At 64.8% G+C, this 22,680-nt stretch carries 30 protein-coding genes and 1 tRNA gene; 23 read left to right on the top strand and 8 right to left on the bottom strand.

The genetic code is table 11. From position 1 onward, the window contains the following. Positions 1-39 precede the first annotated feature (39 nt). From coaD to U1H82_RS14565, 7 genes are all read right to left on the bottom strand, one after another. A complete protein-coding gene (coaD, locus tag U1H82_RS14535; protein WP_322965687.1) occupies positions 40-543 on the bottom strand; it encodes a pantetheine-phosphate adenylyltransferase in 504 nt (167 codons plus the stop codon). Beyond that, positions 540-1,439 (bottom strand): polyprenyl synthetase family protein, encoded by a 900-nt coding sequence (locus U1H82_RS14540; RefSeq protein ID WP_322965688.1) that lies wholly within the window; start codon positions 1,437-1,439, stop codon positions 540-542. The genes coaD and U1H82_RS14540 overlap by 4 nt, the downstream gene beginning before the upstream one ends. 2 nt (positions 1,440-1,441) lie before the next feature. Continuing rightward, a complete protein-coding gene (locus U1H82_RS14545) occupies positions 1,442-1,681 on the bottom strand; it encodes an exodeoxyribonuclease VII small subunit (RefSeq protein WP_007406073.1) in 240 nt (79 codons plus the stop codon). A 48-nt stretch (positions 1,682-1,729) separates the two neighbouring features. After that, positions 1,730-1,927, bottom strand: coding sequence for a hypothetical protein (locus U1H82_RS14550; RefSeq protein WP_322965895.1), 198 nt, complete (start codon positions 1,925-1,927; stop codon positions 1,730-1,732). Beyond that, positions 1,894-3,678: a sensor domain-containing diguanylate cyclase gene (locus U1H82_RS14555; RefSeq protein ID WP_322965689.1), complete on the bottom strand. Its 1,785-nt coding sequence runs from the start codon at positions 3,676-3,678 to the stop codon at positions 1,894-1,896. Before U1H82_RS14555 ends, U1H82_RS14550 begins: the two co-directional genes overlap by 34 nt. A 152-nt stretch (positions 3,679-3,830) precedes the next feature. Further along, positions 3,831-6,149, bottom strand: a complete 2,319-nt coding sequence (clpA, locus tag U1H82_RS14560; RefSeq protein ID WP_322965690.1) for an ATP-dependent Clp protease ATP-binding subunit ClpA — start codon at positions 6,147-6,149, stop codon at positions 3,831-3,833. A gap of 212 nt (positions 6,150-6,361) precedes the next feature. Further along, positions 6,362-6,556, bottom strand: a complete 195-nt coding sequence (locus U1H82_RS14565) for a DUF1192 domain-containing protein (RefSeq protein WP_322965691.1) — start codon at positions 6,554-6,556, stop codon at positions 6,362-6,364. A gap of 102 nt (positions 6,557-6,658) precedes the next feature. Here U1H82_RS14565 and U1H82_RS14570 point away from each other — a divergent pair, with 102 nt between their 5' ends. The 4 genes from U1H82_RS14570 (at position 6,659) to U1H82_RS14585 (ending at position 9,750) form a co-directional block, all read left to right on the top strand. Further along, on the top strand, positions 6,659-7,669 hold the full coding sequence (locus tag U1H82_RS14570) for an NAD(P)H-quinone oxidoreductase (protein ID WP_322965692.1): 1,011 nt from the start codon (positions 6,659-6,661) through the stop codon (positions 7,667-7,669). A 106-nt stretch (positions 7,670-7,775) separates the two neighbouring features. After that, positions 7,776-8,483 carry a hypothetical protein gene (locus U1H82_RS14575; protein ID WP_322965693.1) on the top strand — a complete coding sequence of 236 codons (708 nt, stop codon included), beginning with the start codon at positions 7,776-7,778 and terminating at the stop codon, positions 8,481-8,483. A 157-nt stretch (positions 8,484-8,640) separates the two neighbouring features. After that, positions 8,641-9,318 carry a DUF1013 domain-containing protein gene (locus tag U1H82_RS14580; RefSeq protein WP_375339537.1) on the top strand — a complete coding sequence of 226 codons (678 nt, stop codon included), beginning with the start codon at positions 8,641-8,643 and terminating at the stop codon, positions 9,316-9,318. A gap of 111 nt (positions 9,319-9,429) precedes the next feature. Then, positions 9,430-9,750 carry a hypothetical protein gene (locus U1H82_RS14585; protein WP_322965694.1) on the top strand — a complete coding sequence of 107 codons (321 nt, stop codon included), beginning with the start codon at positions 9,430-9,432 and terminating at the stop codon, positions 9,748-9,750. Between the two features lie 206 nt (positions 9,751-9,956). Here the strand turns inward: U1H82_RS14585 and U1H82_RS14590 are convergent. Continuing rightward, a tRNA-Trp gene (locus U1H82_RS14590) sits at positions 9,957-10,032 on the bottom strand. Between the two features lie 304 nt (positions 10,033-10,336). On the opposite strand from U1H82_RS14590, the gene rpsL reads away from it, so the two are divergent. The 19 genes from rpsL to rpsN all read left to right on the top strand — a co-directional run bounded on the left by rpsL (position 10,337) and on the right by rpsN (position 22,671). Next, positions 10,337-10,708 carry a 30S ribosomal protein S12 gene (gene rpsL / locus U1H82_RS14595; RefSeq protein ID WP_007406072.1) on the top strand — a complete coding sequence of 124 codons (372 nt, stop codon included), beginning with the start codon at positions 10,337-10,339 and terminating at the stop codon, positions 10,706-10,708. Between the two features lie 66 nt (positions 10,709-10,774). Next, complete coding sequence (rpsG, locus tag U1H82_RS14600) at positions 10,775-11,245, top strand: 30S ribosomal protein S7 (protein ID WP_007406077.1); 471 nt, start codon at positions 10,775-10,777, stop codon at positions 11,243-11,245. 147 nt (positions 11,246-11,392) lie between these two features. After that, positions 11,393-13,468 carry an elongation factor G gene (gene fusA, locus U1H82_RS14605; RefSeq protein WP_175313814.1) on the top strand — a complete coding sequence of 692 codons (2,076 nt, stop codon included), beginning with the start codon at positions 11,393-11,395 and terminating at the stop codon, positions 13,466-13,468. A gap of 135 nt (positions 13,469-13,603) precedes the next feature. Beyond that, positions 13,604-14,797, top strand: a complete 1,194-nt coding sequence (gene tuf, locus U1H82_RS14610; protein WP_007406059.1) for an elongation factor Tu — start codon at positions 13,604-13,606, stop codon at positions 14,795-14,797. A 593-nt stretch (positions 14,798-15,390) separates the two neighbouring features. Next, a complete protein-coding gene (gene rpsJ / locus U1H82_RS14615) occupies positions 15,391-15,699 on the top strand; it encodes a 30S ribosomal protein S10 (protein ID WP_007406109.1) in 309 nt (102 codons plus the stop codon). 284 nt (positions 15,700-15,983) lie between these two features. After that, positions 15,984-16,718 carry a 50S ribosomal protein L3 gene (rplC, locus tag U1H82_RS14620; RefSeq protein WP_056430750.1) on the top strand — a complete coding sequence of 245 codons (735 nt, stop codon included), beginning with the start codon at positions 15,984-15,986 and terminating at the stop codon, positions 16,716-16,718. Between the two features lie 3 nt (positions 16,719-16,721). Further along, positions 16,722-17,348, top strand: a complete 627-nt coding sequence (gene rplD / locus U1H82_RS14625) for a 50S ribosomal protein L4 (protein WP_294196364.1) — start codon at positions 16,722-16,724, stop codon at positions 17,346-17,348. After that, the gene (locus U1H82_RS14630) at positions 17,341-17,652 is read left to right on the top strand and encodes a 50S ribosomal protein L23 (RefSeq protein WP_322965695.1); all 312 of its coding nucleotides are present in this window, start codon (positions 17,341-17,343) and stop codon (positions 17,650-17,652) included. The genes rplD and U1H82_RS14630 overlap by 8 nt, the downstream gene beginning before the upstream one ends. Before the next feature lie 4 nt (positions 17,653-17,656). Next, positions 17,657-18,508 carry a 50S ribosomal protein L2 gene (gene rplB, locus U1H82_RS14635; protein WP_261269267.1) on the top strand — a complete coding sequence of 284 codons (852 nt, stop codon included), beginning with the start codon at positions 17,657-17,659 and terminating at the stop codon, positions 18,506-18,508. Positions 18,509-18,514: 6 nt separating this feature from the next. Further along, complete coding sequence (gene rpsS, locus U1H82_RS14640) at positions 18,515-18,793, top strand: 30S ribosomal protein S19 (RefSeq protein ID WP_037569384.1); 279 nt, start codon at positions 18,515-18,517, stop codon at positions 18,791-18,793. Next, the gene (gene rplV, locus U1H82_RS14645; RefSeq protein WP_230481236.1) at positions 18,793-19,170 is read left to right on the top strand and encodes a 50S ribosomal protein L22; all 378 of its coding nucleotides are present in this window, start codon (positions 18,793-18,795) and stop codon (positions 19,168-19,170) included. The genes rpsS and rplV overlap by 1 nt, the downstream gene beginning before the upstream one ends. After that, positions 19,170-19,880, top strand: coding sequence for a 30S ribosomal protein S3 (gene rpsC / locus U1H82_RS14650; protein WP_056430744.1), 711 nt, complete (start codon positions 19,170-19,172; stop codon positions 19,878-19,880). The genes rplV and rpsC overlap by 1 nt, the downstream gene beginning before the upstream one ends. A gap of 12 nt (positions 19,881-19,892) precedes the next feature. Beyond that, complete coding sequence (gene rplP, locus U1H82_RS14655) at positions 19,893-20,327, top strand: 50S ribosomal protein L16 (RefSeq protein WP_007406071.1); 435 nt, start codon at positions 19,893-19,895, stop codon at positions 20,325-20,327. Beyond that, positions 20,327-20,527 (top strand): 50S ribosomal protein L29, encoded by a 201-nt coding sequence (rpmC, locus tag U1H82_RS14660; protein ID WP_267435509.1) that lies wholly within the window; start codon positions 20,327-20,329, stop codon positions 20,525-20,527. The genes rplP and rpmC overlap by 1 nt, the downstream gene beginning before the upstream one ends. A 12-nt stretch (positions 20,528-20,539) precedes the next feature. After that, positions 20,540-20,812 (top strand): 30S ribosomal protein S17, encoded by a 273-nt coding sequence (gene rpsQ, locus U1H82_RS14665; RefSeq protein ID WP_056430742.1) that lies wholly within the window; start codon positions 20,540-20,542, stop codon positions 20,810-20,812. A 236-nt stretch (positions 20,813-21,048) separates the two neighbouring features. Next, a complete protein-coding gene (gene rplN, locus U1H82_RS14670) occupies positions 21,049-21,417 on the top strand; it encodes a 50S ribosomal protein L14 (protein WP_007406105.1) in 369 nt (122 codons plus the stop codon). Next, positions 21,417-21,734 (top strand): 50S ribosomal protein L24, encoded by a 318-nt coding sequence (gene rplX / locus U1H82_RS14675; protein ID WP_183950453.1) that lies wholly within the window; start codon positions 21,417-21,419, stop codon positions 21,732-21,734. Before rplN ends, rplX begins: the two co-directional genes overlap by 1 nt. Next, entirely contained in the window at positions 21,727-22,308 is a 582-nt protein-coding gene (rplE, locus tag U1H82_RS14680) for a 50S ribosomal protein L5 (RefSeq protein ID WP_037569379.1), read from the top strand. Before rplX ends, rplE begins: the two co-directional genes overlap by 8 nt. 57 nt (positions 22,309-22,365) lie before the next feature. Beyond that, positions 22,366-22,671 (top strand): 30S ribosomal protein S14, encoded by a 306-nt coding sequence (gene rpsN, locus U1H82_RS14685; RefSeq protein ID WP_042491166.1) that lies wholly within the window; start codon positions 22,366-22,368, stop codon positions 22,669-22,671. The last annotated feature ends 9 nt before the right edge of the window (positions 22,672-22,680 follow it).

The raw sequence follows: 22,680 nt of genomic DNA on the forward strand, positions 1-22,680 counted from the left end.
CTTCGCTGGTCCCCCTCCCCTTGCAGGGGAGGACTTGGGTCAGGCCCCCTTCCGCCCGATCGCCTCGACGCGGGCGACGACATCCTCGCAGACCGAAGGCGTCACGAACTTGGCGATATTGCCGCCGTACATCGCGATTTCCTTGACCAACCGGCTGGCGATCGGCTGCAGCGCGACATCGGCCATCAGGAAGACGGTTTCGACCCGCGGATTGATCTGCTGGTTCATGCCCGCCATCTGATACTCATATTCGAAGTCGGCGACGGCACGCAGACCCCGGACGATGACCTTGGCACCCTCGCGCTCGGCGAAATCCATCAGCAGCGAATCGAAGGCGACGACATGAATCTCGCCCGCGACGTCCGCCACCTCGCGCCGGACCATCTCCATCCGCTCGTCCAGCGTGAACATGGGCGACTTGGACGGATTGGTGGTGACGCCGATCACCAGCCGGTCGACCAGCTTCGCGCCGCGCCGGATGATATCCATATGACCCAGCGTGACGGGATCGAAGGTGCCGGGATAGACGCCGATCCGGGTCATCGGTCGCGCTCCACCACATAAGCCGCGATGGCGCGGAGCAGATCGGCCTCGGGACCATAATCGCGCAAATGCGCAATCGCCTGGTCGACCAGCATCCGGCATTGTTCGCGCGCCCGCTCGACACCCAACAGGCTGAGGAAGGTCGCCTTACCCGCGTCCTGATCCTTGCGCAGCTTCTTGCCCGCCGCCGCCTCGTCGCCCTCGGCATCGAGCAGGTCGTCGGCGATCTGGAAGGCGAGGCCCAGATCATGCGCATAGCCGCGCAAATGGGTGCGCCCCTCGGGCGGCACACGGCCCAGGATCGCGCCCGCCTCGACCGCCGCACAGATCAGCGCGCCGGTCTTCATCTGCTGAAGCCGGGTGACGGTGGCGAGGTCGAACACCTGCCGTTCCGCCTCCAGGTCCATCTGCTGCCCGCCTGCCATGCCGCTGGGGCCGGAGGCGCGCGCGAGGTCGAGGATCAGCTCGGACCGGACAAAGGGATCGGCATGGGTCGCCGGATCGGCCAGAATCTCGAAGGCCAGCGCATGGAGGCAGTCGCCCGCCAGGATCGCGGTCGCCTCGTCGAACGCCTTGTGCACGGTCGGCTTGCCGCGCCGCATATCGTCATCGTCCATCGCGGGCAGATCATCATGGATCAGCGAATAGACGTGGATCGCCTCCAAGGCGGTCGCGACCCAGCCCGCGCAGTCGCGGTCGACCGCAAACAGATGCGCGGTGGCGAAGACCAGCAGCGGGCGCAGCCGCTTGCCGCCGCCGATCGCGGCATGGCGCATCGCGGCATAGAGCGAGGCGCGCGGATCGCCCGGATCGGCGAGCAGCTCGGCAAAGCGACGGTCGATATCCTCTGCGACCTCGGCCAAGGCCTCAGGCAGGGTCGTGGCAGCGAGTGTCACCCTCAGCCCGCCTGGAACGGGCGGGTGCCCGCGGCCTTGCCCTCGGCGTCGAGGCGGATCGCCTCGATCCGGGCCTGGGCGGCGTCGAGCCGCTCGGCGCAGCGCTGGCGCAGACGATCGCCGCGCTCATAGAGGCGGATCGATTCGTCGAGCGTCGCTTCGCCGCTTTCCAGTCGGCCGACGATCCTCTCCAATTCCTTGAGGGCGTCCTCGAACGTCAGTTCTTCGATGGGCGTATCCATGACGCCGCTATGCGTCACATGGCGGATAGGCGCAAGCAGCCGTCCGCTTCAGCGCAGGCGGTTGACCGTCCAGGTGTAGAGAAACGAGACGCCGAACAGCCCCAGATCGACCGCCGCCTGCACCCGGCGCGGCGAACGGTCGGTCAGGTCATGGGTGATGAGGCGGACATCGGCGGTCGGGTGGCGCCAGGCCAGCACGACCAGCGCCAGCATCAGCTCCGCCGTGATGATCCGCCGTTCACGCAAAGTCCCGTCCCCCTGCCTAACCTCTTACGATGGGGGCGGATCACGGGCAATAGGCCGCCCGGCAGCGGCGCAGGCGCGATGGGCACGCCCCAGCAGGCGCGGTCGCGTCCAGCGCCCTTGGCCGCGAACAGGGCCTGGTCGGCCTCCCGGTACAGGCGGCGCCAGTCGGCTTCATCAGCGATCGGGCCGGTGCACAGGCCCAGGCTGGCGGTGACCGTCAGGCCGGAGGGATAGCTGGTGGCGCGCAGCCGGGCGAGCAGCAGCTCGGGGTCGGGCGCGCGGTCGGCATCGGCGAGCAGCGCGAACTCCTCGCCGCCGATCCGGGCGACCAGCATGTCGAGGCCGACCGCCTCGCCCAGCGTCCGGGTGAAGATGCGCAGCACCTCATCGCCCTCGTCATGGCCCAGCGTGTCGTTGATCCGCTTGAAATGGTCGATGTCCGCCAGGATCAGCGTCTGCGGCCCGCTGCGCCCGATTGCCTGTTCCAGGAAGGCGCGGCGGTTGAACAGCCCGGTCAGCGGATCGGTATCGGCCAGACGGCGCGCCACCCGTTCGTCGGCGCGCGCCAGATCGCGCTCGCGGCTGAGCAGATAGATTCGATAGGCGACGCCAAGGCTGGCGATCAGCGCCTCGGCCCCCATCGACAACACGGTCGACTGGTCGATCCAGGGCCGCCACGCGATCAGATGCTCGGCATGGAGCACGCGGAACATCGCCAATGCGATCGGCGCGCCCCAGGCAATGGCGAAGGCCCAGAGGAAATTGCTCCGCAGCCGCCACGCGCGGACCAGCACGGTTATCAGGAAGATGAGCAGGACAAGGAAGCCCAGCACCACCGCCTGATCGAGCGGCAAGATCCAGCGCGGCGCCAGCAGCGCGAAGGCGACATTGGGGATGGCGATCAGCACGAAGCAGATGACCGCCATCCGGTCCAGCCACCCCTCGAACACCTTGCGCTCGAAGAAGTGGCGGGAGAAGACGACCAGGGTCAAGGCGACACCGCCCAGCATGATCGCGTTCCATCGATGCCGCTCGTTATTGTCGAGCCAGGGCAGCCATTGGCCGATCAGCCCCGACGAGGACAGCGCATAGCCGGTGATGAAGAACAGTAGCAGGCAATAGACCGGCTGAAGCGGCTGGCGCAGCGCGGGCCATAGCGCGAGATTGTACACGCCCAAGCCGACGACCACGCCGATGATGATGCCATAGATCAGCCCGAGCGACGACTCGACCGCCAGCATGTCGGCATAATGGCCGATCCGCGCGCCCCGTACGACGCCCCGCATATTGGCCGCGCCATGCGCTTCCCACAAAATCCGCACCGGCCGCGTCCCTTGATGGTGCAGGGGGACGGCGATCGTCGCACCCAGCAGCAGATAGGGGGCGGTCGTCGCGCTGGTGAAGGCAATGGTGCGTATCTGTCCATCGGCATAGAGGATGTGGAGCGTCGTCGCATTCTGCCAGGTGCTGGCAAAGCTGACGGCCAGCCGGTCGCGCGGGTCGCCCGCGACCATGGGCAGCGGTTGCGACAGGACCCAATAGTCGCCGACGCCGTAGGAGGATTGGTCGTGCGTACAGTCGAACGCCTGGGGGTGGGTCAGCAGAGTGCGGGGATCGTCACCGGGATGGATCGGGCGGATACAGCTGGTCAGGCTCGTCCCGACCTGGGCGCGCGCCTCCGATAGCGGCCATAAGACCGCCAGCAGCGTCAATAGCAACGCACCTATCGTGATCGGCCCCGCGCCCCTCATGAATTCCATCTGACTGTGAAAGGGCGAAAATCAGGTTAACGGCGTCGTAACACAGATTACGCATTCCCACCAAAGCTCGGCGGTAAGACATGAAAAAAGGCCGGGTGTCGCCACCCGGCCCTGTCCAATCGTCTCCGATCCGGTGCGATCGATCAGCTCACATCGACCGAGGCAGGCTTGCCGCCCTTCTTGCGCGGCTTCTTGGGCGCGGCGGGTTCGATCGCGAAGGACAAAGCGCCGTCCTTCATCCGCACCGTCACCTCGCCGCCATGCACCAGCTTGCCGAACAGCAGTTCCTCGGCCAGCGGCTGCTTGATCTTCTCCTGGATCAGGCGGCCCATCGGACGTGCGCCGTACAGGCGATCATAGCCCTTCTCGGTGAGCCAGCTCTTCGCCGCCTCGTCCAGGCTGATATGGACGTTGCGGTCCGCCAGCTGGAGTTCGAGCTGGAGGATGAACTTGTCCACCACCCGCGCCACGACTTCCGGCGGCAGGTAACCGAAGGGCACGATCGCATCCAGGCGGTTGCGGAATTCCGGCGTGAACATCTTCTGCACCGCCTGCTCATCCTCGCCCTCGCGGGTGAGGGTGCCGAACCCGACCGTCTCGCGCGCCATGTCGGCGGCGCCCGCATTGGTCGTCATGATCAGGATCGTGTTGCGGAAGTCGACCGTCTTGCCGTGGTGATCGGTCAGCTTCCCATTGTCCATCACCTGGAGGAGGATGTTGAACAGATCGGGATGCGCCTTCTCGATCTCGTCGAGCAGCAGCACCGAATGCGGGTTCTGATCGACCGCATCGGTCAGCAGACCGCCCTGGTCATAGCCGACATAGCCCGGAGGCGCACCGATCAGACGGCTGACCGAGTGGCGTTCCATATATTCGGACATGTCGAACCGCTGGAGCGGAATGCCCAGGATCGTCGCCAGCTGGCGCGCCACTTCGGTCTTGCCGACGCCGGTGGGACCGGTGAACAGATAGTTGCCGATCGGCTTGTCCGGATCGCGAAGCCCCGCCCGGCTCAGCTTGATCGCCGAGGACAGATTCTCGATCGCGGCATTCTGGCCGAACACCACGCGCTTGAGGTCGGTTTCCAGCGTTTCCAGCTGCTGGCGGTCGTCGGTCGACACGCTCTTCGGTGGGATGCGCGCCATGGTGGCGATCACGGCCTCGATCTCCTTGGGCGTGATCGTCTTCTTGCGCTTGCTGACCGGCACCAGCATCTGCATCGCGCCGACCTCGTCGATCACGTCGATCGCCTTGTCGGGCAGCTTGCGGTCGTTGATATAGCGCGCCGACAGTTCGACCGCCGACTTGATCGCATCGGGCGTGTACTTGACCTGATGGTGATCCTCGAACGCCGAGCGGAGACCAGCGAGGATCTTGATCGTGTCTTCGATCGTCGGCTCGTTCACGTCGATCTTCTGGAACCGGCGCAGCAGCGCGCGATCCTTTTCGAAGTGGTTGCGGAACTCCTTGTACGTGGTCGAGCCGATGCAGCGGATCGTGCCGCCCGACAAAGCGGGCTTGAGCAGGTTCGACGCATCCATCGCCCCGCCGCTGGTCGCGCCCGCGCCGATGACGGTGTGGATCTCGTCGATGAAGAGCACCGCGTGGGGCAGCTTCTCCAGCTCGTTGACGACCGCCTTCAGCCGCTCCTCGAAATCGCCGCGATAGCGGGTGCCCGCCAGAAGCGCGCCCATGTCGAGCGAGTAGATGACGGCTTGGCGGAGGACTTCGGGCACGTCGCCCTCGACGATCTTGCGCGCCAGCCCTTCGGCGATGGCGGTCTTGCCGACGCCGGGATCGCCCACATAGAGCGGGTTGTTCTTCGACCGGCGGCACAGGATCTGGACGGTGCGGTCCACCTCGGGGCCACGCCCGATCAGCGGATCGACCTTGCCCGCCTTGGCCTTTTCATTGAGGTCGACGGTGAACTGCTTGAGCGCGCTCTCGCCCTTGCCCTTCTCAGGTGCTTTGGCGGGCTTTTCCTCTTCGACGCCCTTGGGCGGGGTCGATTCGGTCGCGGCACCGCCCTTGCCGACGCCGTGGCTGATAAAGCTGACGGCATCCAGGCGGCTCATATCCTGCTGCTGCAGGAAATAGACGGCATAGGATTCACGTTCGGAGAACAGCGCGACCAGCACGTTCGCGCCGGTCACTTCGTCGCGGCCCGAGGACTGGACGTGCAGGATCGCGCGCTGGACCACGCGCTGGAACCCGCTGGTGGGGGAGGGGTCGGTCGCCGCCTCGACCTTCAGCGCGTCGAGTTCGGTGTCGAGATACTGGGCGACCGTCGCCTTCAGCTCGCCCAGGTCGACATGGCATGCTTCCATCACCTTGGAGGCATGTTCGTCGTCGATCAGCGCGAGGAGGAGGTGCTCCAGCGTGGCATATTCATGGCGCCGCACGGTCGCGGCTTCGAGCGCCTTGTGAAGCGTGGTCTCAAGCGCGGGGGCGAAAGATGGCATCTACGATACTCCTGGCGAAGCGCAGGGGACGGGCGCTTCGTTGCGACCAATGTCGGGATGGGAAGCCCCGGCATCAAGCGGGTATGGCACGCCCGATCTGAACAAACCGTGTTCGGCGGCCTGAGCATGTGTGGTGGGCCGGGCATGTTCTACGAAAGCGGCGGCGCGGGCGGACCGGCGGAAGAGGCTGAGCCCGGCCGGTTCCCTTGCCGTCACCGCTTGAACAGGGCGTCGGCGCTGGCGCGGTGGGTGGCGGCGCGTTCCATGTGGCGGCGGGTGCGGGCGATCTCGCCCTCCAGCGCCGCGATCCGCGTCTCCAGCTCGGCCACCGAGAGCGGATCGAGGTCCTGTTTCGTCACCGCGGCGAGCGCGTCGGGCAGGCGGAGGGGGGAATCGTCCTGGTCCATCACGGGATGCAGCGTTGACCCCAACGCCTCCGATGTCAATAACGGTACGGAAAGAGCCAACGGACGGGGGGGCGGTAATCGGTGCACGCGGATAGCGAAGGGATGGCGGTTGCAGATATCCCCGCCATGATGACCGCGATCGACCCCGAGGATGCGGGCGGTCCCGAAGTGCTGGTTCCCGTCCAGCGCCCGACGCCGACACCGGGCGAGGGCGAGGTCTTGATCCGCGTCGCCGCCGCCGGGGTGAACCGCCCGGACGTCATGCAGCGCCAGGGCCTGTATCCGCCGCCGCCAGGCGCGCCCTCCATTCCGGGGCTGGAGATTGCGGGCCATATCGTCGCGGTCGGCGCGGGCGTGGGGCCGGAAATGCTCGGCCAGCCGGTCTGCGCGCTGATCGGCGGCGGAGGCTATGCCGAATATGCGGTGGCGGTCGTCGATCACTGCCTGACCGTGCCGCACGGCTTGTCGATGGTCCAGGCCGCCGCCATCCCCGAGACGCTGTTCACCGTGTGGACCAACGTGTTCGAACGCGCCTATGCCGATGAGGGCGACACCCTGCTGGTGCATGGCGGGACCAGCGGCATCGGCACCATGGCGATCCTGCTGGGCCGCCTCTTCGGGCTGACGGTGATCGTCACGGCAGGCTCGGATGAGAAATGCGCGGCGGCTGAAAAGCTCGGCGCGGCCAAGGCGATCAATTACAAGGCGGTCGATTTCGTCGAGGCGGTGAAGGACTTCACCGACGGGCGCGGTGTCGACATCGTGCTCGACATGGTGGGCGGCGATTATGTGCCGCGCAACGTCAAGTGCCTGGCCGAGGATGGCCGCCACGTCTCGATCGCGGTGCAGCGCGGGGCCAAGGCGGAAATCCCGATCTGGGAGATCATGCGGCGCCGCCTGACCCTGACCGGCTCGACGCTGCGCGGGCGCGACCGGGATTTCAAGGCGATGGTCGCCGACGAGCTGTCGCGGCTGGTCTGGCCGCATGTCGAGGAGGGGCGATTGCGCCCCGTCATCGACCGCAGCTTTCCGCTGGCCGATGCTGCCGAGGCGCATCGCCGGATGGAGGGGGGCGACCATATGGGCAAGATCGTGCTGACGATGGACGACTGACGCGGCACCTTCCACACAGATAGTCTTGATCGTGATGCAAAAGATTGCAACGGATCGAAGGACCGGATCGGCCGTTCTCCCGCGCTGAATCCAAGGGGGGATGTGGATGTTGCAGCGTCATGGTCGGATCGCCCTTATAGGGGCGGCGCTGACGATCGGTTTGATGACGGTTTCGGCTCCGGCGCAGGCGCAATCGGCGCGCGAGTTGCTGACCCAGGCGTCCTTCGGCGATTCCGACGAGGCCAGCGCGCTCAAGCGGGTGTCGGGTGCCTATAACGCTGCCGTCAATGCGCTGCGCCGCAATCCCGACGATCACGAAGCGCTGCTGATGCGCGCGACCGCGCTCGGATATCGCGCCAAGCTGACCGGCAACCGCACCGATGCGATCGCGGCGCGGCACCAGTTCGAGGCGCTGGTCGTGCAGAACCCGCGCGATGCCGAGGCGCAACTGGCGCTGGGCGCCTGGCATATCGGCGCGATCAAGAAACTGGGCGCGATCATGGGACGCGCGGCCTTGGGCGCGCAGCGCGGCGTCGGCTTTGCCGCGCTCGACCGGGCGATCGCGCTGGGCGGCGACCGTGCGCTGTTTCCGGGGCTGGCGGCGTTGTTGCGGCTTGAACTCGATCCCCGCGATCCGCGCGGCCGTGCCCTTGCCGAGGCGGCGGCGCATGCTGAGGTTGCCACGCCGATCGACCGGATCATGCAGCGCGCGGCGACCAATGTGCTGGCGCCGGTGCGGGCCGGGGATGTCCAGAAGACGCGGGCGCTCGCCTCGCAATCGCTGCCCTTCGGCCGGTTCGACGACGATAACTGACCGGCTGGACGTGGCGGCGGCCAGCGTCTATCGCGCCCTGTCCCGACAGTTTGTGGCAGCGCACCTTGCTCTCGGGGACGGCTTTCATTAGATTTGTCGCAGCTACGGCCGCTCCGGTGAGGGGCGGCCCTTTTATTTTCCGACTGGAGTGATCCCCGTGGCCCAGCCGCTCATGCCCCATGCGACCGCTTCCTGGCTGGTCGACAACACGTCGCTCTCGTTCGAGCAGATCGCGGATTTCTGCGGCCTTCACATCCTGGAAGTGCAGGCGATCGCCGACGACACGGCGGCGACCAAGCTGACCGGCCGCGATCCCGTCCGCGCCCACGAACTGACCCAGAGCGAGATCGAGAAGGCGCAGGCCAATCCCGATTACCGCATGAAGATGACCAAGGGCCCCGAGCAGGTCCGCCGTACCAAGGGCCCGCGCTACACGCCGGTCAGCAAGCGGCAGGACAAGCCGGACGGCATCGCCTGGATCATCCGCAATCATCCGGAAATCTCGGACGGCGCGATCTCGAACCTGATCGGCACGACCCGCACGACGATCGCCGCGATCCGCGACCGCAGCCACTGGAACATCGCCAACATCACGCCCAAGGACCCGGTGACGCTGGGTTTGACCACCCAGCGCGAACTCGACTCGGCGGTGGCCAAGGCGGCGAAGGCGACCGGCGGCAATGCCGATGCGCAGCCGACCGACACCCGCCTGGAAGGCGACCGCGAAGCCCTGCTCGCCTCGCTGCGCGCCGAGCGCGATCAGCAGAGCCGCGACATCGACTCGGTCGGCCATCATGACGACGTGATCGACCCGCACTCGCTGTTCCGCAGCTGAGCGCGTCGATCCGATCGGAAAAAGGGGCGTCCACCTTGGGGGTGGGCGCCCCTTTTTGCATGTGGGAACGGCGTCTGATCTGTCCCGTTGAAGAGGCCGAGGAGATTTCTCATGGCCGACAACGACAAGCGCCCGCCCCAGCCCTTCGGCCGTGACGGCGGTTATTCCGGGCAGGATTATCACCGTGACGACGAAGGCGCGATGGGACGGGCCGAGCCCTCCGGCACCGTGACGACCCGCAAAGCGCCTGATGGGGATGCGGGGGCGGACGACGATCTGTCCCCCGACAATGGTCGTCGCGCCTCGGTTGATCCGAAGACCGGGGAAGTCCATGGCAGCGGGGCAGGGGCCGGTGGCGGCCATCGGGGTGACGAGATCGACGAGGTGGACCCTGCGACTCCGCCGGGGGTGGGGCCGCGACCGGTGAACTAACCCCTATTCCTTCCCTGCAAGAGGAGGTGGCAGGCCGGAGGCCTGACGGAGGGGTGTCGGCGGTGGTCGGGTAAGGCTGTCATCACAGCTGGTTACACCCCTCCACCAGCTTCGCTGGTCCCCCGCCCCTTGCAGGGGAGCAAAGCGCGCATGGAACAAAGCTCACCGCGAAAGCGGCGTCACACATTCGGCGATGTCGGGAAAAGTGGCAGGAGTGCACGGACTCGAACCGTGGGCCCTCGGTTTTGGAGACCGATGCTCTACCAACTGAGCTACACTCCTGCGAGGCGGCCGCCATTAGCCCGGCTGGCGGGGCGGGACAAGACCAAAATCGCGATTTTCGCAAATCGGGTCGAAAGGCTGCTCGCCAGTCCTCCCGCGCCAACATTGACCATGACCCGACTCCCGCGTATAGGCCGCCGCTGCACGAAGGGGATTTCTCGGGAATCGGGACATGTCCGTCGGGCAAGCTTGAACATTGCTGGATGCGAATAGGGCCGGGCGAAAGCCATGATGGCCCCTTTTTGTATTCCGAAGTGCTGTGATGGCTCCAGCAAAGTAACCTCATGGAAAGGTGAAGGCTTCAATGCCGACGATCAACCAGCTGGTCCGCAAGGGCCGCGAACTGCAGAAGGCCAAGTCCAAGGTCCCTGCAATGGAGCAGAACCCGCAGAAGCGCGGCGTTTGCACCCGTGTCTACACGACGACCCCGAAGAAGCCGAACTCGGCACTTCGCAAGGTGGCCAAGGTCCGTCTGACCAACAGCCGCGAAGTCATCTCGTACATTCCGGGCGAAGGCCACAACCTGCAGGAGCACTCGGTGGTGCTCATCCGCGGCGGCCGTGTGCGCGACCTTCCCGGCGTGCGCTACCACGTGCTGCGCGGCGTCCTCGACACGCAGGGCGTGAAGGATCGCAAGCAGTCCCGCTCGAAGTACGGCGCCAAGCGTCCGAAGTAAGCCGGTCGGGCCTGTCATCAGGCTCCTCGACCATCAAAGGCTGAAGTTTTGTAAGGAAATACGAGAATGGCTCGTCGTCGTCGTCCCGAAAAGCGGGAAATCCTGCCCGACCCCAAGTTCGGGGATGTGGTCCTGTCGAAGTTCATGAACTCGGTCATGCTGGACGGTAAGAAGTCCGTGGCCGAAGCTATCGTGTACGGTGCCCTGGAAACCGTCGAGACGCGCGCCAAGCGCGATCCGATCGGCGTGTTCCACGATGCGCTGAACAACATCAAGCCGGGCATCGAAGTCCGTTCGCGCCGCGTCGGCGGTGCGACCTACCAGGTTCCGGTCGAAGTCCGTCCGGAGCGTGCCCAGGCTCTGGCCATCCGTTGGCTGATCGGCGCGTCGCGCGCCCGTTCGGAGAACACGATGGCCGCCCGTCTGTCGGGTGAGCTGATGGACGCCGCGAACAACCGCGGCAACGCGGTCAAGAAGCGCGAAGATACGCACCGCATGGCGGAAGCGAATCGCGCCTTCTCGCACTACCGCTGGTAAGGGCCTTGCGGCGGACCGGAATTATTTCCGGTCTGCCGCAACCTTTTCAGGGTGCGGTGCCGGCGGTCTTCCGCTGGTCACGCAAACAGCCTATATAAGGGGGAGCCGGGCCAACCGGCTCCCCCCTACGCTTGAGGAAGATCGATCATGGCCCGCAGCCATCCGCTCGAGAAGTATCGCAACATCGGCATCATGGCGCACATCGATGCCGGCAAGACGACCACGACCGAGCGCATTCTTTATTACACCGGCAAGTCCTACAAGATCGGCGAAGTGCACGAAGGCACCGCCACCATGGACTGGATGGAGCAGGAGCAGGAGCGCGGCATCACCATCACGTCGGCCGCGACGACCTGTTTCTGGAACGACAACCGCATCAACATCATCGACACCCCCGGGCACGTCGACTTCACCATCGAAGTGGAGCGTTCGCTCCGCGTGCTCGACGGCGCGGTCGCCTGCTTCGACGGCGTGGCGGGTGTTGAGCCGCAGTCGGAAACCGTGTGGCGTCAGGCCGACAAGTACGGCGTGCCGCGCATGTGCTTCGTCAACAAGCTCGACCGCACCGGCGCCGACTTCTATTTCTGCGTGAACTCGATCATCGAGCGTCTGGGCGCGCGTCCGGCGGTCCTGTATCTGCCGATCGGCATCGAGGGCGGCTTCAAGGGTCTCGTCGACCTGGTCGAGAACCGCGCGATCATCTGGCTCGAAGAGTCGCTGGGCGCCAAGTTCGAATATCAGGACATCCCCGATGACCTGAAGGAAAAGGCCGCCAAGTATCGCAGCGACCTGATCGAAATGGCCGTCGAGCAGGACGATGCCGCGATGGAATCGTACCTGGAAGGCAACGAGCCGTCGGTCGAGGAGCTGAAGAAGCTGATCCGCAAGGGCACGCTGGACATGGCGTTCGTGCCTGTGGTCTGCGGTTCGGCGTTCAAGAACAAGGGCGTGCAGCCCCTGCTCGACGCGGTCATCGACTATCTGCCGTCGCCGCTCGACGTTCCGGCCATCAAGGGCGTGAAGCTCGACGGCGAGACGCCGGACGAGCGTCCTTCGTCGGACACCGAGCCCTTCTCGGCGCTGGCGTTCAAGATCATGAACGACCCGTTCGTCGGTTCGCTGACCTTCGCCCGCATCTATTCGGGCAAGCTCGAGACCTCTTCGCAGGTCCTGAACTCGGTCAAGGACAAGAAGGAAAAGATCGGCCGCATGCTGCTCATGCATGCGAACAGCCGTGAGGACATCCAGGAAGCCTATGCGGGCGACATCGTCGCTCTGGCGGGCCTCAAGGACACCACCACGGGTGACACGCTCTGCGCGCAGAACGCCCCGATCATCCTCGAGCGTATGGAATTCCCCGAGCCCGTGATCGAGCTGTCGGTGGAGCCGAAGACCAAGGCCGACCAGGAGAAGATGGGCGTCGCGCTCAATCGTCTCGCACGCGAGGACCCCTCGTTCCGCGTGACCTCGGACGCCGAGTCGGGCCAGACCATCATCAAGGGCATGGGCGAGCTCCATCTCGAGATCCTGGTCGACCGCATGAAGCGCGAGTTCAAGGTCGAGGCGAACGTCGGTGCGCCGCAGGTGGCGTATCGCGAATACCTCAAGAAGCCGGTCGACATCGACTACACGCACAAGAAGCAGTCGGGCGGCACCGGCCAGTTCGGCCGCGTCAAGGTCAAGCTGACCCCGGGCGAGCGTGGTTCGGGCTTCGTCTTCAAGGACGAGATCAAGGGCGGTAACATTCCGAAGGAATATATCCCCGCGATCGAGAAGGGCTTCCGTGAGACCGCGGAAACCGGTTCGCTGGTCGGCTTCCCGATCATCGACTTCGAAGTCCTGCTGTATGACGGCGCGTATCACGACGTCGACTCGTCGGCGCTGGCGTTCGAAATCTGTGCCCGTGGCGCGATGCGCGAAGCGGCTCAGAAGTCGGGCATCACGCTGCTCGAGCCGGTCATGAAGGTCGAAGTCGTGACCCCGGAAGACTATCTGGGCGACGTCATCGGCGACATGAACAGCCGTCGTGGCCAGATCCAGGGCACCGACACGCGCGGCAACGCGCAGACGGTCGAGGCGATGGTCCCGCTGGCCAACATGTTCGGCTATGTGAACGCGCTCCGCTCGTTCACCCAGGGCCGTGCGCAGTACTCGATGCAGTTCTCGCACTATGACGAAGTGCCGCAGAATGTTGCGGACGAGGTCAAGGCGAAGATGGCCTAATCGCGTCCGTCGCGCCCTCGGGGCAACTGGGGGCGCGACAACGCTAGGGGCTGGCAATCGCTTCCAACACCCGCTATGGGGCCGCGTTCGCGTGGCCTCGGATGCGGCACCGAATTCGATTCAGAAGGTAGGAAAATGGCAAAGGCAAAATTCGAGCGGAACAAGCCGCACCTCAACATCGGCACCATCGGCCACGTCGACCATGGCAAGACCTCGCTGACCGCAGCGATCACCAAGGTTCTGGCTGACAACGTCGCTGGCAACGCGGCGGTGGACTTCGCGAACATCGACAAGGCGCCGGAAGAGCGTGAGCGCGGCATCACCATCTCGACCGCGCACGTCGAGTATGAGACCGAAGCGCGCCACTATGCGCACGTCGACTGCCCGGGCCACGCCGACTATGTGAAGAACATGATCACCGGCGCGGCGCAGATGGACGGCGCGATCCTGGTCGTGTCGTCGACCGACGGCCCGATGCCGCAGACCCGCGAGCACATCCTGCTCGCCCGCCAGGTCGGCGTGCCCGCGATGGTCGTGTTCATGAACAAGGTCGACCTGGTCGACGACGAGGAAATCCTCGAGCTGGTCGAGCTGGAAATCCGCGAGCTGCTCAGCTCGTACGAATTCCCGGGCGACGACATCCCCGTCGTCAAGGGTTCGGCGACCTGCGCGCTGTCGGGTTCGAACGACAAGTTCGGCAAGGATGCCGTTCTCGAGCTGATGAAGCAGGTCGACGAATACATCCCGCAGCCGGAGCGTCCGCTCGACAAGCCGTTCATGATGCCGATCGAAGACGTGTTCTCGATCTCGGGTCGCGGCACCGTCGTCACCGGCCGTGTCGAAACCGGCATCATCAAGGTTGGTGAAGAAGTCGAGATCGTCGGCATCAACGACACCCGCAAGACCACCGTCACCGGCGTCGAAATGTTCCGCAAGCTGCTCGACTCGGGCCAGGCCGGCGACAACATCGGCGCGCTGATCCGTGGCGTTGCCCGTGACGAAGTCGAGCGTGGTCAGGTTCTGGCCAAGCCGGGTTCGATCACCCCGCACACCGACTTCCAGTCGGAAGTGTACGTCCTGTCGAAGGAAGAAGGCGGCCGTCACACCCCGTTCTTCGCGAACTATCGTCCGCAGTTCTACTTCCGCACGACCGACGTCACCGGCACCGTCGAGCTGCCTGAGGGCACCGAGATGGTCATGCCGGGCGACAATGTCGCTCTGGGCGTGAAGCTGATCGCTCCGATCGCTATGGACATCGGTCAGCGCTTCACGATCCGTGAAGGCGGCCGTACCGTCGGCGCGGGCGTCGTCAGCTCGATCGACAAGTAAGTCTCGGGCGAAAGCCTGAAACTTTTCGAGGAAGGCCGGCCCCGGCGACGGGGGCGGCCTTTTTCGTTTGTGGGTGTTTGGCGGCCCTCACCCTTCCGGCGCTAAAGCGCCTCCCTCCCTCTCCCGCCGGGAGAGGGAAGGGGCCCGCCCGCGATAGCGGGTGGGAAGGGTGAGGGCGGCTTGCTCCCCACCCGCCGTTCACACTGAGCGAAGTCGAAGTGCGCGCCCTGCAGCCACCGTCTCGCGTGGCCTTCGACTTCGCTCAGACTGAACAGCGGGTGAGATTCGGGGCGTTCCGGGGCGGGTTCCATCCCTTCCAACAAAAACCCGCACCCACCCCTTGCGGCCCCCGGCCCATATGCGTATAGGCACACGCCTTGAGGGAATCGGCTGGCACCGGGCACACCGGAGTCGGCCGTTTCCTTTTAGTGAGGGCAGGGGCGGTTGGCCGTCCTTGTCGTAACCCAGAGTTTGTTTCGGCCCAAGGTCGCCTTCACGGCGGACGGTCGAGTGCCTGGTCGGATAGACCGATCGCACTTGCCATCCATCGTGATCGCAACCGGAAAGCCCGCTCTTTCGCATCGGTAGGGATCATGGACAGCAATATCCGCATTCGTCTGAAGGCGTTCGACCATCGCGTGCTCGATCAGGCGACCGGCGACATCGCCGACACCGCGCGCCGCACCGGCGCTCTTATCCGCGGTCCGATCCCGCTTCCGACGCGCATCGAGAAGTTCACGGTCAACCGTGGTCCGCACATCGATAAGAAGTCGCGCGAGCAGTTCGAGGTCCGCACCTACAAGCGGATGCTGGACATCGTGCAGCCGACCCCGCAGACCGTCGATGCGCTGATGAAGCTCGACCTCGCCGCAGGTGTTGATGTCGAGATCAAGCTGGCGTAAGAGGGCCAGCGTTCCCGTGGTCGACGATTCCGTCCCACGGGATTTTGGCGTTTCCTGGTTCTAAAGCTGCCAGTCAACGCGCCGAGGTCGCTCCCGCGATCCGGCACTCTTAAGGGATACCGCCCGGTGGTTTCGCGCAAGCGAGATGGTGCCGGGGCAGCGTCCCCCGTCTGACCGGTTCGCCGGTCGCCAGCCCGGGACGGGGGCTCGTTTCGCTTTAATCGGGCTGGATATGCCCCCCTTGAATGGTTCTTGGGGGCCTCTGTCGAGGAAGGAACAGGATCATGCGTACCGGCGTGATCGCGAAGAAGCTGGGGATGACCCGCCTGTTCCAGGACGATGGTCGGCACGTGCCGGTCACCGTCCTGGCGCTTGAAGGCGTACAGGTCGTCGCTCGCCGCGAGATGGATCGTGACGGCTACACCGCCGTCCAGCTTGGTGCAGGTGTCGCCAAGACCAAGAATGTTGCCAAGCCGCAGCGTGGCCACTTCGGCAAGGCCGAAGTCGAGCCCAAGCAGGTGCTGGTCGAGTTCCGCGTGAACGAAGACGGCCTGCTGGACGTCGGCGCGGAAATCTCCGCCGACCATTTCGTCCCCGGCCAGTATGTCGATATCCAGGGTCGTACCCAGGGTAAGGGCTTTGCCGGTGCGATGAAGCGCTGGAACTTCGGTGGTCTTCGTGCGACCCACGGCGTCTCGGTCTCGCACCGTTCGCATGGTTCGACCGGTAACCGTCAGGACCCGGGCCGCGTCTTCAAGAACAAGAAGATGGCCGGCCACATGGGCGACAAGAACCGCACGCAGCAGAACCTCGAAATCGTGTCGACCGACGTCGAGCGCGGCCTGATCTTCGTCAAGGGCTCGGTGCCCGGCTCGAAGGGCGGCTGGCTGATCGTCAAGGACGCGGTCAAGGTTTCGCGCCACGCGGACGCCCCGTTCCCCGCCAGCATCAAGGCGGCCGCCAACAACAACGCTTCTGCCGAGCCTGCTCCGGAAGCCACCGAGAGCCAGGAGGGCTAAGTCGTGAAGGTCAAGGTTCAATCCTTCGCCGGCACCGACGCCGCGGACATCGAGCTCAACGACGAGGTCTTCGGCCTCGATCCGCGCGCCGACATCCTGCACCGCGTTGTGACCTGGCAGCTGGAAAAGCGTCGCGCCACCGCGCGCGGCACCCGTGAGCGCGCCGATGTCGCGCGTTCGGGCAAGAAGCTCGGTCGCCAGAAGGGCGGCGGTGTCGCTCGTCACGGCGATCGTCGGGCCCCCGTCTTCATCGGCGGTGGTAAGGCGCACGGCGCCCGCGTCCGCGACTTCAACCCGGGTCTGAACAAGAAGGTTCGCGCCCTGGGTCTGAAGATGGCGCTGTCGAGCCATGCCAAGGCGGGTTCGCTGATCGTGATGAACGATCTGGCGGTCGCTGGTAACAAGACGAAGACGCTGCAGGGCGATCTGGCGAAGCTCGGCTTCGGCAAGACCGCGCTGGTCATCGATGGCGACGCCGTCGAGACGTCGTTCGCACTGGCCGCAGGCAACCTGAAGGAAATCAACGTCCTTCCGGCCGCTGGCGCCAATGTCTACGACATTCTGAAGCATGACACCCTGGTGCTGACGCGCTCGGCTGTCGAAAAGCTGGAGGCCCGTTTCAATGGCTAAGCAGCAGAAGGCGATCGATCCGCGTCATTACGACGTGATCGTTGCGCCGCACATCACCGAGAAGGCGACGCTCCTCAGCGAGCACAACGCCGTGGTGTTCAAGGTCGCCCCCGGTGCTACCAAGCCCGAGATCAAGGCGGCGGTGGAAGCGCTGTTCGACGTGAACGTCACCGGCGTGAACACCATCGTCCAGAAGGGCAAGACCAAGAAGTGGAAGGGCGCTCCGTACCAGCGCTCGGACATGAAGAAGGCGATCGTCACCCTCAAGGACGGTCAGTCCATTGACGTGACGACGGGGATCTGAGCCGATGGCACTCAAGCATTATAACCCGACGAGCCCGGCCCGCCGCGGCCTGATCCTCGTCGACCGCTCGGCGCTGTGGAAGGGCGCGCCCGTCAAGGCGCTCACCGAAGGCAAGCGCAAGACCGGCGGCCGCAACAACAAGGGCCATGTGACCAGCCGCGGTATCGCGGGCGGCCACAAGCAGCGCTATCGCTTCATCGACTTCAAGCGTCGTCAGTGGGACGTTGAGGGCACCGTGGAGCGGATCGAATATGATCCCAACCGCACCGCCTTCATCGCGCTGATCAACTACGGTGCCGATGCCGAGGGCAAGGACAACGTTGCCTATATCATCGCGCCGCAGCGTCTGGCCGTCGGTGACAAGGTCATCGCGGGCAAGAAGACCGACGTGAAGCCGGGCAACGCGATGGAGCTGGGCCAGATGCCGGTCGGCACCATCGTCCACAACGTCGAGATGAAGCCCGGCAAGGGCGGTCAGATCGCACGTTCGGCCGGCACCTATGTGCAGGTCGTGGGCCGCGACAAGGGCATGGTCATCGTCCGTCTGAACTCGGGCGAGCAGCGCTACATCCATGCGAACTGCATGGCGACCGTCGGCGCGGTGTCGAACCCCGACAACGGCAACACCAACCTGGCGAAGGCTGGTCGCAACCGTTGGAAGGGCCATCGCCCGCTGACCCGCGGTGTTGCGAAGAACCCGGTCGACCACCCGCACGGCGGTGGTGAAGGCCGGACCTCGGGCGGCCGTCATCCGGTCACCCCGTGGGGCAAGCCGACCAAGGGTGCGCGCACTCGTCACAACAAGGCGACGGACAAGATGATCATCCGTAGCCGTCACGCCAAGAAGAAGGGCTAACACGCAATGGCTCGTTCCGTTTGGAAGGGTCCTTTCGTGGACCTCCATCTCCTGAAGAAGGCCGAAGTGGCGCAGGATGCTGGCAACCGCGCAGGTCCGATCAAGACCTGGTCGCGTCGCTCGACCATCCTGCCGTCGTTCGTCGGTCTGACCTTCAACGTCTACAATGGTCGCAAGTTCGTTCCCGTCTCGGTGAACGAGGACATGGTCGGCATGAAGCTCGGTGAATTCGCGCCCACGCGCTACTTCCCCGGCCACGCTGCCGACAAGAAGGGTAAGCGCTGATGTCGAAGCCCGCATCCCCCCGCAAGGTCGGTGACAAGGAAGCGCTGTCGGTCGGCACGCAGATCCGCGGTTCGGCGCAGAAGCTGAACCTGGTCGCAGGGCTCATCCGCGGCAAGAAGGTCGGCGACGCGATGAACATCCTCGCCTTCTCGACGAAGGCGATGGCCGTCGACGCGCGCAAGGTCCTGGCCTCCGCGATCGCCAATGCCGAGAACAACCACAACCTCGACGTCGACGCGCTCGTCGTCGCCGAGGCGTCGGTCGGCAAGTCGATCACCATGAAGCGTTTCGCGACGCGCGGCCGTGGCAAGTCCACCCGCATCCTGAAGCCGTTTTCGCGGCTCCGCATCGTCGTCCGCGAGCAGGAAGAAGCATAATGGGTCAGAAGAGCAATCCGATCGGCCTGCGTCTCCAGATCAACCGTACCTGGGACAGCCGCTGGTTCGCCGAAGGCCATGACTATGGCCGCCTGCTGCTGGAAGATCTGAAGATCCGCCAGTTCATCATGAAGACGCTGCCCCAGGCCGCGATCTCGAAGGTCGTCATCGAGCGTCCGGCCAAGCTGTGCCGCATCTCGATCTTCGCGGCGCGTCCGGGTGTCATCATCGGCAAGAAGGGCGCCGACATCGAAAAGCTTCGCAAGAAGCTGGGTTCGATGACCTCGTCCGACGTGTCGCTGAACATCGTCGAAATCCGCAAGCCCGAGATCGACGCCAAGCTCGTCGCCCAGGGCGTGGCCGACCAGCTGGAGCGCCGTATCGCGTTCCGTCGCGCCATGAAGCGTGCGGTGCAGTCCGCGCTCCGTCTGGGCGCCGAAGGCATCCGTATCACCTGCGGCGGCCGTCTGGGCGGCGCGGAAATCGCGCGTACCGAATGGTATCGTGAAGGCCGCGTTCCGCTGCACACGCTGCGTGCGAACGTCGACTATGCCGAAGCGCAGGCCCACACCGCTTATGGCGTGTGCGGCGTGAAGGTGTGGATCTTCAAGGGCGAGATCCTGGGCCATGACCCCATGGCGCAGGACCGGCTGATGATGGAGGCTCAGACCTCCGGCGTGCGCCCGGCGCGCGACGATCATCGCCGCTAAGGAACATAAACCATGCTGCAACCAAAGCGCACCAAGTTCCGCAAGGCCTTCAAGGGCCGCATCCACGGCGATGCGAAGGGCGGCACCAGCCTGAACTTCGGTTCCTATGGCCTGAAGGCCATGGAGCCGGAGCGTATCACGGCTCGCCAGATCGAGGCGGCTCGCCGGGCGATCACGCGTCACATCAAGCGCCAGGGTCGTCTCTGGATTCGCATCTTCCCGGACGTGCCCGTCTCGTCGAAGCCTGCCGAAGTCCGCATGGGCTCGGGTAAGGGTTCGCCGGAATTCTGGGCCGCCCGCGTGAAGCCGGGTCGCATCCTGTTCGAACTCGACGGTGTCGACGGCCCGCTGGCCGCTGAGGCATTCGAGCGCGCGGCGATGAAGCTGCCCATCAAGACCAAGGTCGTTGCCCGCCTGGGCGACACCTCGCACCTCGGAGGCGAGTAATGGCCAAGACTGAATATACCGGCCAGAGCGACGACCAGCTCGTCGAGGCGCTGGGCAACCTGAAGCGCGAGCAGTTCAACCTGCGCTTCCAGGCGGCCACGAGCCAGCTCGAAAAGCCCAGCCGGGTCAAGGAAGTCCGTCGCGACATCGCGCGGATCAAGACCATCCAGGCGCAGCGCTCCGCTGCGGCTGCCAAGTAAGGACCGAGACACATGCCGAAGCGCGTGCTGACCGGGGTGATTGTCTCGGACAAGACCGATAAGACGGTCGTCGTCAATGTGGAGCGGAAGGTTAAGCACCCCCTCTACGGCAAGATCATCCGTCGGTCGAAGAAGTACCACGCCCATGACGAGGCGAACGAGTACAAGGCCGGAGAGACGGTGCGGATCGAAGAGACCGCCCCGATCTCGAAGCTGAAGACCTGGAAGGTCGTCGAGCGGGTTGATACCCACATGACGCCGGAACGGGCCTCGGCCGAGGGCTGAACCCTTTGACGTCGGGCCCCGCTTCTCCGGATCGGAGGGGCGGGGTTCGGATGTGAAGGCGCCCTTCGGGGCAAAGAGCGGATTGGTCGAAAGGGGCGGGGCGACTCGCTTGCCTTTCGAACCAGGAGTGGCTATGGGGCCTCTCCCCCTGGCGCGGGTCACCCTGCGCCGGGGGTCGTTTTTTAAGGCGGGGTAGGGTCGGTATCCTCCCCAGATAGAGAGAAGGAAGCGGATCTATGATCCAGATGCAGTCCAATCTCGACGTCGCTGACAACAGCGGCGCGAAGCGGGTGCAGTGCATCAAGGTGCTGGGCGGCTCGAAGCGCCGCACGGCATCGGTCGGCGACATCATCGTCGTCAGCGTCAAGGAAGCGCAGCCGCGTGGCCGCGTGAAGAAGGGCGACGTTCACCGCGCGGTGATCGTGCGTACCGCCAAGGACATCCGTCGCGCCGACGGTTCGGTGATCCGTTTCGACGGTAACGCCGCCGTGCTGGTCAACAAGAACGAGGAGCCGATCGGCACCCGTATCTTTGGCCCGGTCGTGCGTGAGCTTCGCGGCAAGAAGCACATGAAGATCATCTCGCTGGCGCCGGAGGTTCTGTAATGGCCGCTGCACGCATCAAGAAGGGCGACAAGGTCATCGTCCTGTCCGGCAAGGACAAGGGCAAGACCGGCACCGTGTCGCTGGCGATGCCGAAGGACGGCAAGGTCGTCGTGGACGGCGTCAACATCGCCACCCGTCACCGCAAGCCGACCCAGGCGAACCCGCAGGGTGGCCTGGAGCGCGTTGCTGCTCCGCTGCACATCTCGAAGGTTGCGCACGTGACCGCCGATGGCAAGCCGACCCGCGTCCGTTTCGAGACGCAGGATGGCAAGAAGGTCCGCGTGGCCGTCAAGACCGGGGAGAAGATCGATGGCTGATTACAAGCCCCGCATGAAGGCTATCTATGACGATAGCATCATCAAGGCGATGACCGACAAGTTCGGTTACAAGAACGTCAACGAGATCCCCCGGATCGAGAAGATCGTGCTCAACATGGGCGTGGGCGAAGCGACGCAGGACAAGAAGCGCGTCGACCAGGCCGCCTCCGAGATGGAGCTGATCGCGGGTCAGAAGCCCGTCATCACCAAGGCGAAGAAGTCGATCGCGCAGTTCAAGCTGCGTGAAGGCATGCCGATCGGTGTGAAGGTCACGCTGCGTCGCGAGCGCATGTACGAATTCCTGGACCGCTTCATCACGATCGCGCTGCCGCGCGTTCGCGACTTCCGCGGCCTGAATCCGAAGTCCTTCGACGGTCGCGGCAACTATGCCTGCGGCATCAAGGAACAGATCATCTTCCCCGAAATCAACTATGACCGCATCGACAAGGTGCGCGGCATGGATGTGATCGTGACCACCTCGGCGAAGACCGACGACGAAGCGCGCGAGCTGCTGCGTCTGTTCGGCTTCCCGTTCCCCAAGGAAGACGCTGCCGACGAGAAGAAGGCGGCGTAACCGGACTGCCCCCTCTCCACGCCGGGGAGGGGGTCCTTACAGAAAGAGCTTAAGTCCATGGCGAAACTGAGTTCAATCAATAAGAACGAGAAGCGTCGCGCTCTCGTCAAGAAGTATGCGGGCAAGTACGCGAAGCTGAAGGCGATCGCGAACGACCAGAGCCTCGATGAGACCGAGCGTCTGATCGCGCGCCTGAAGATGGCCGAGATCCCCCGCAACGGCAACCCGACCCGTATCCGCAATCGCTGCGAGATCACCGGTCGTCCGCGTGCGTATTACCGCAAGTTCCGTCTCGCTCGCGTCATGCTGCGTGAACTGGCCAACAAGGGCCAGATCCCCGGCGTCACCAAGTCGAGCTGGTAAGGACCATTT

Origin of the sequence: Sphingomonas fuzhouensis (assembly GCF_034659795.1) — a bacterium.
Lineage (GTDB): Bacteria > Pseudomonadota > Alphaproteobacteria > Sphingomonadales > Sphingomonadaceae > Sphingomonas > Sphingomonas fuzhouensis.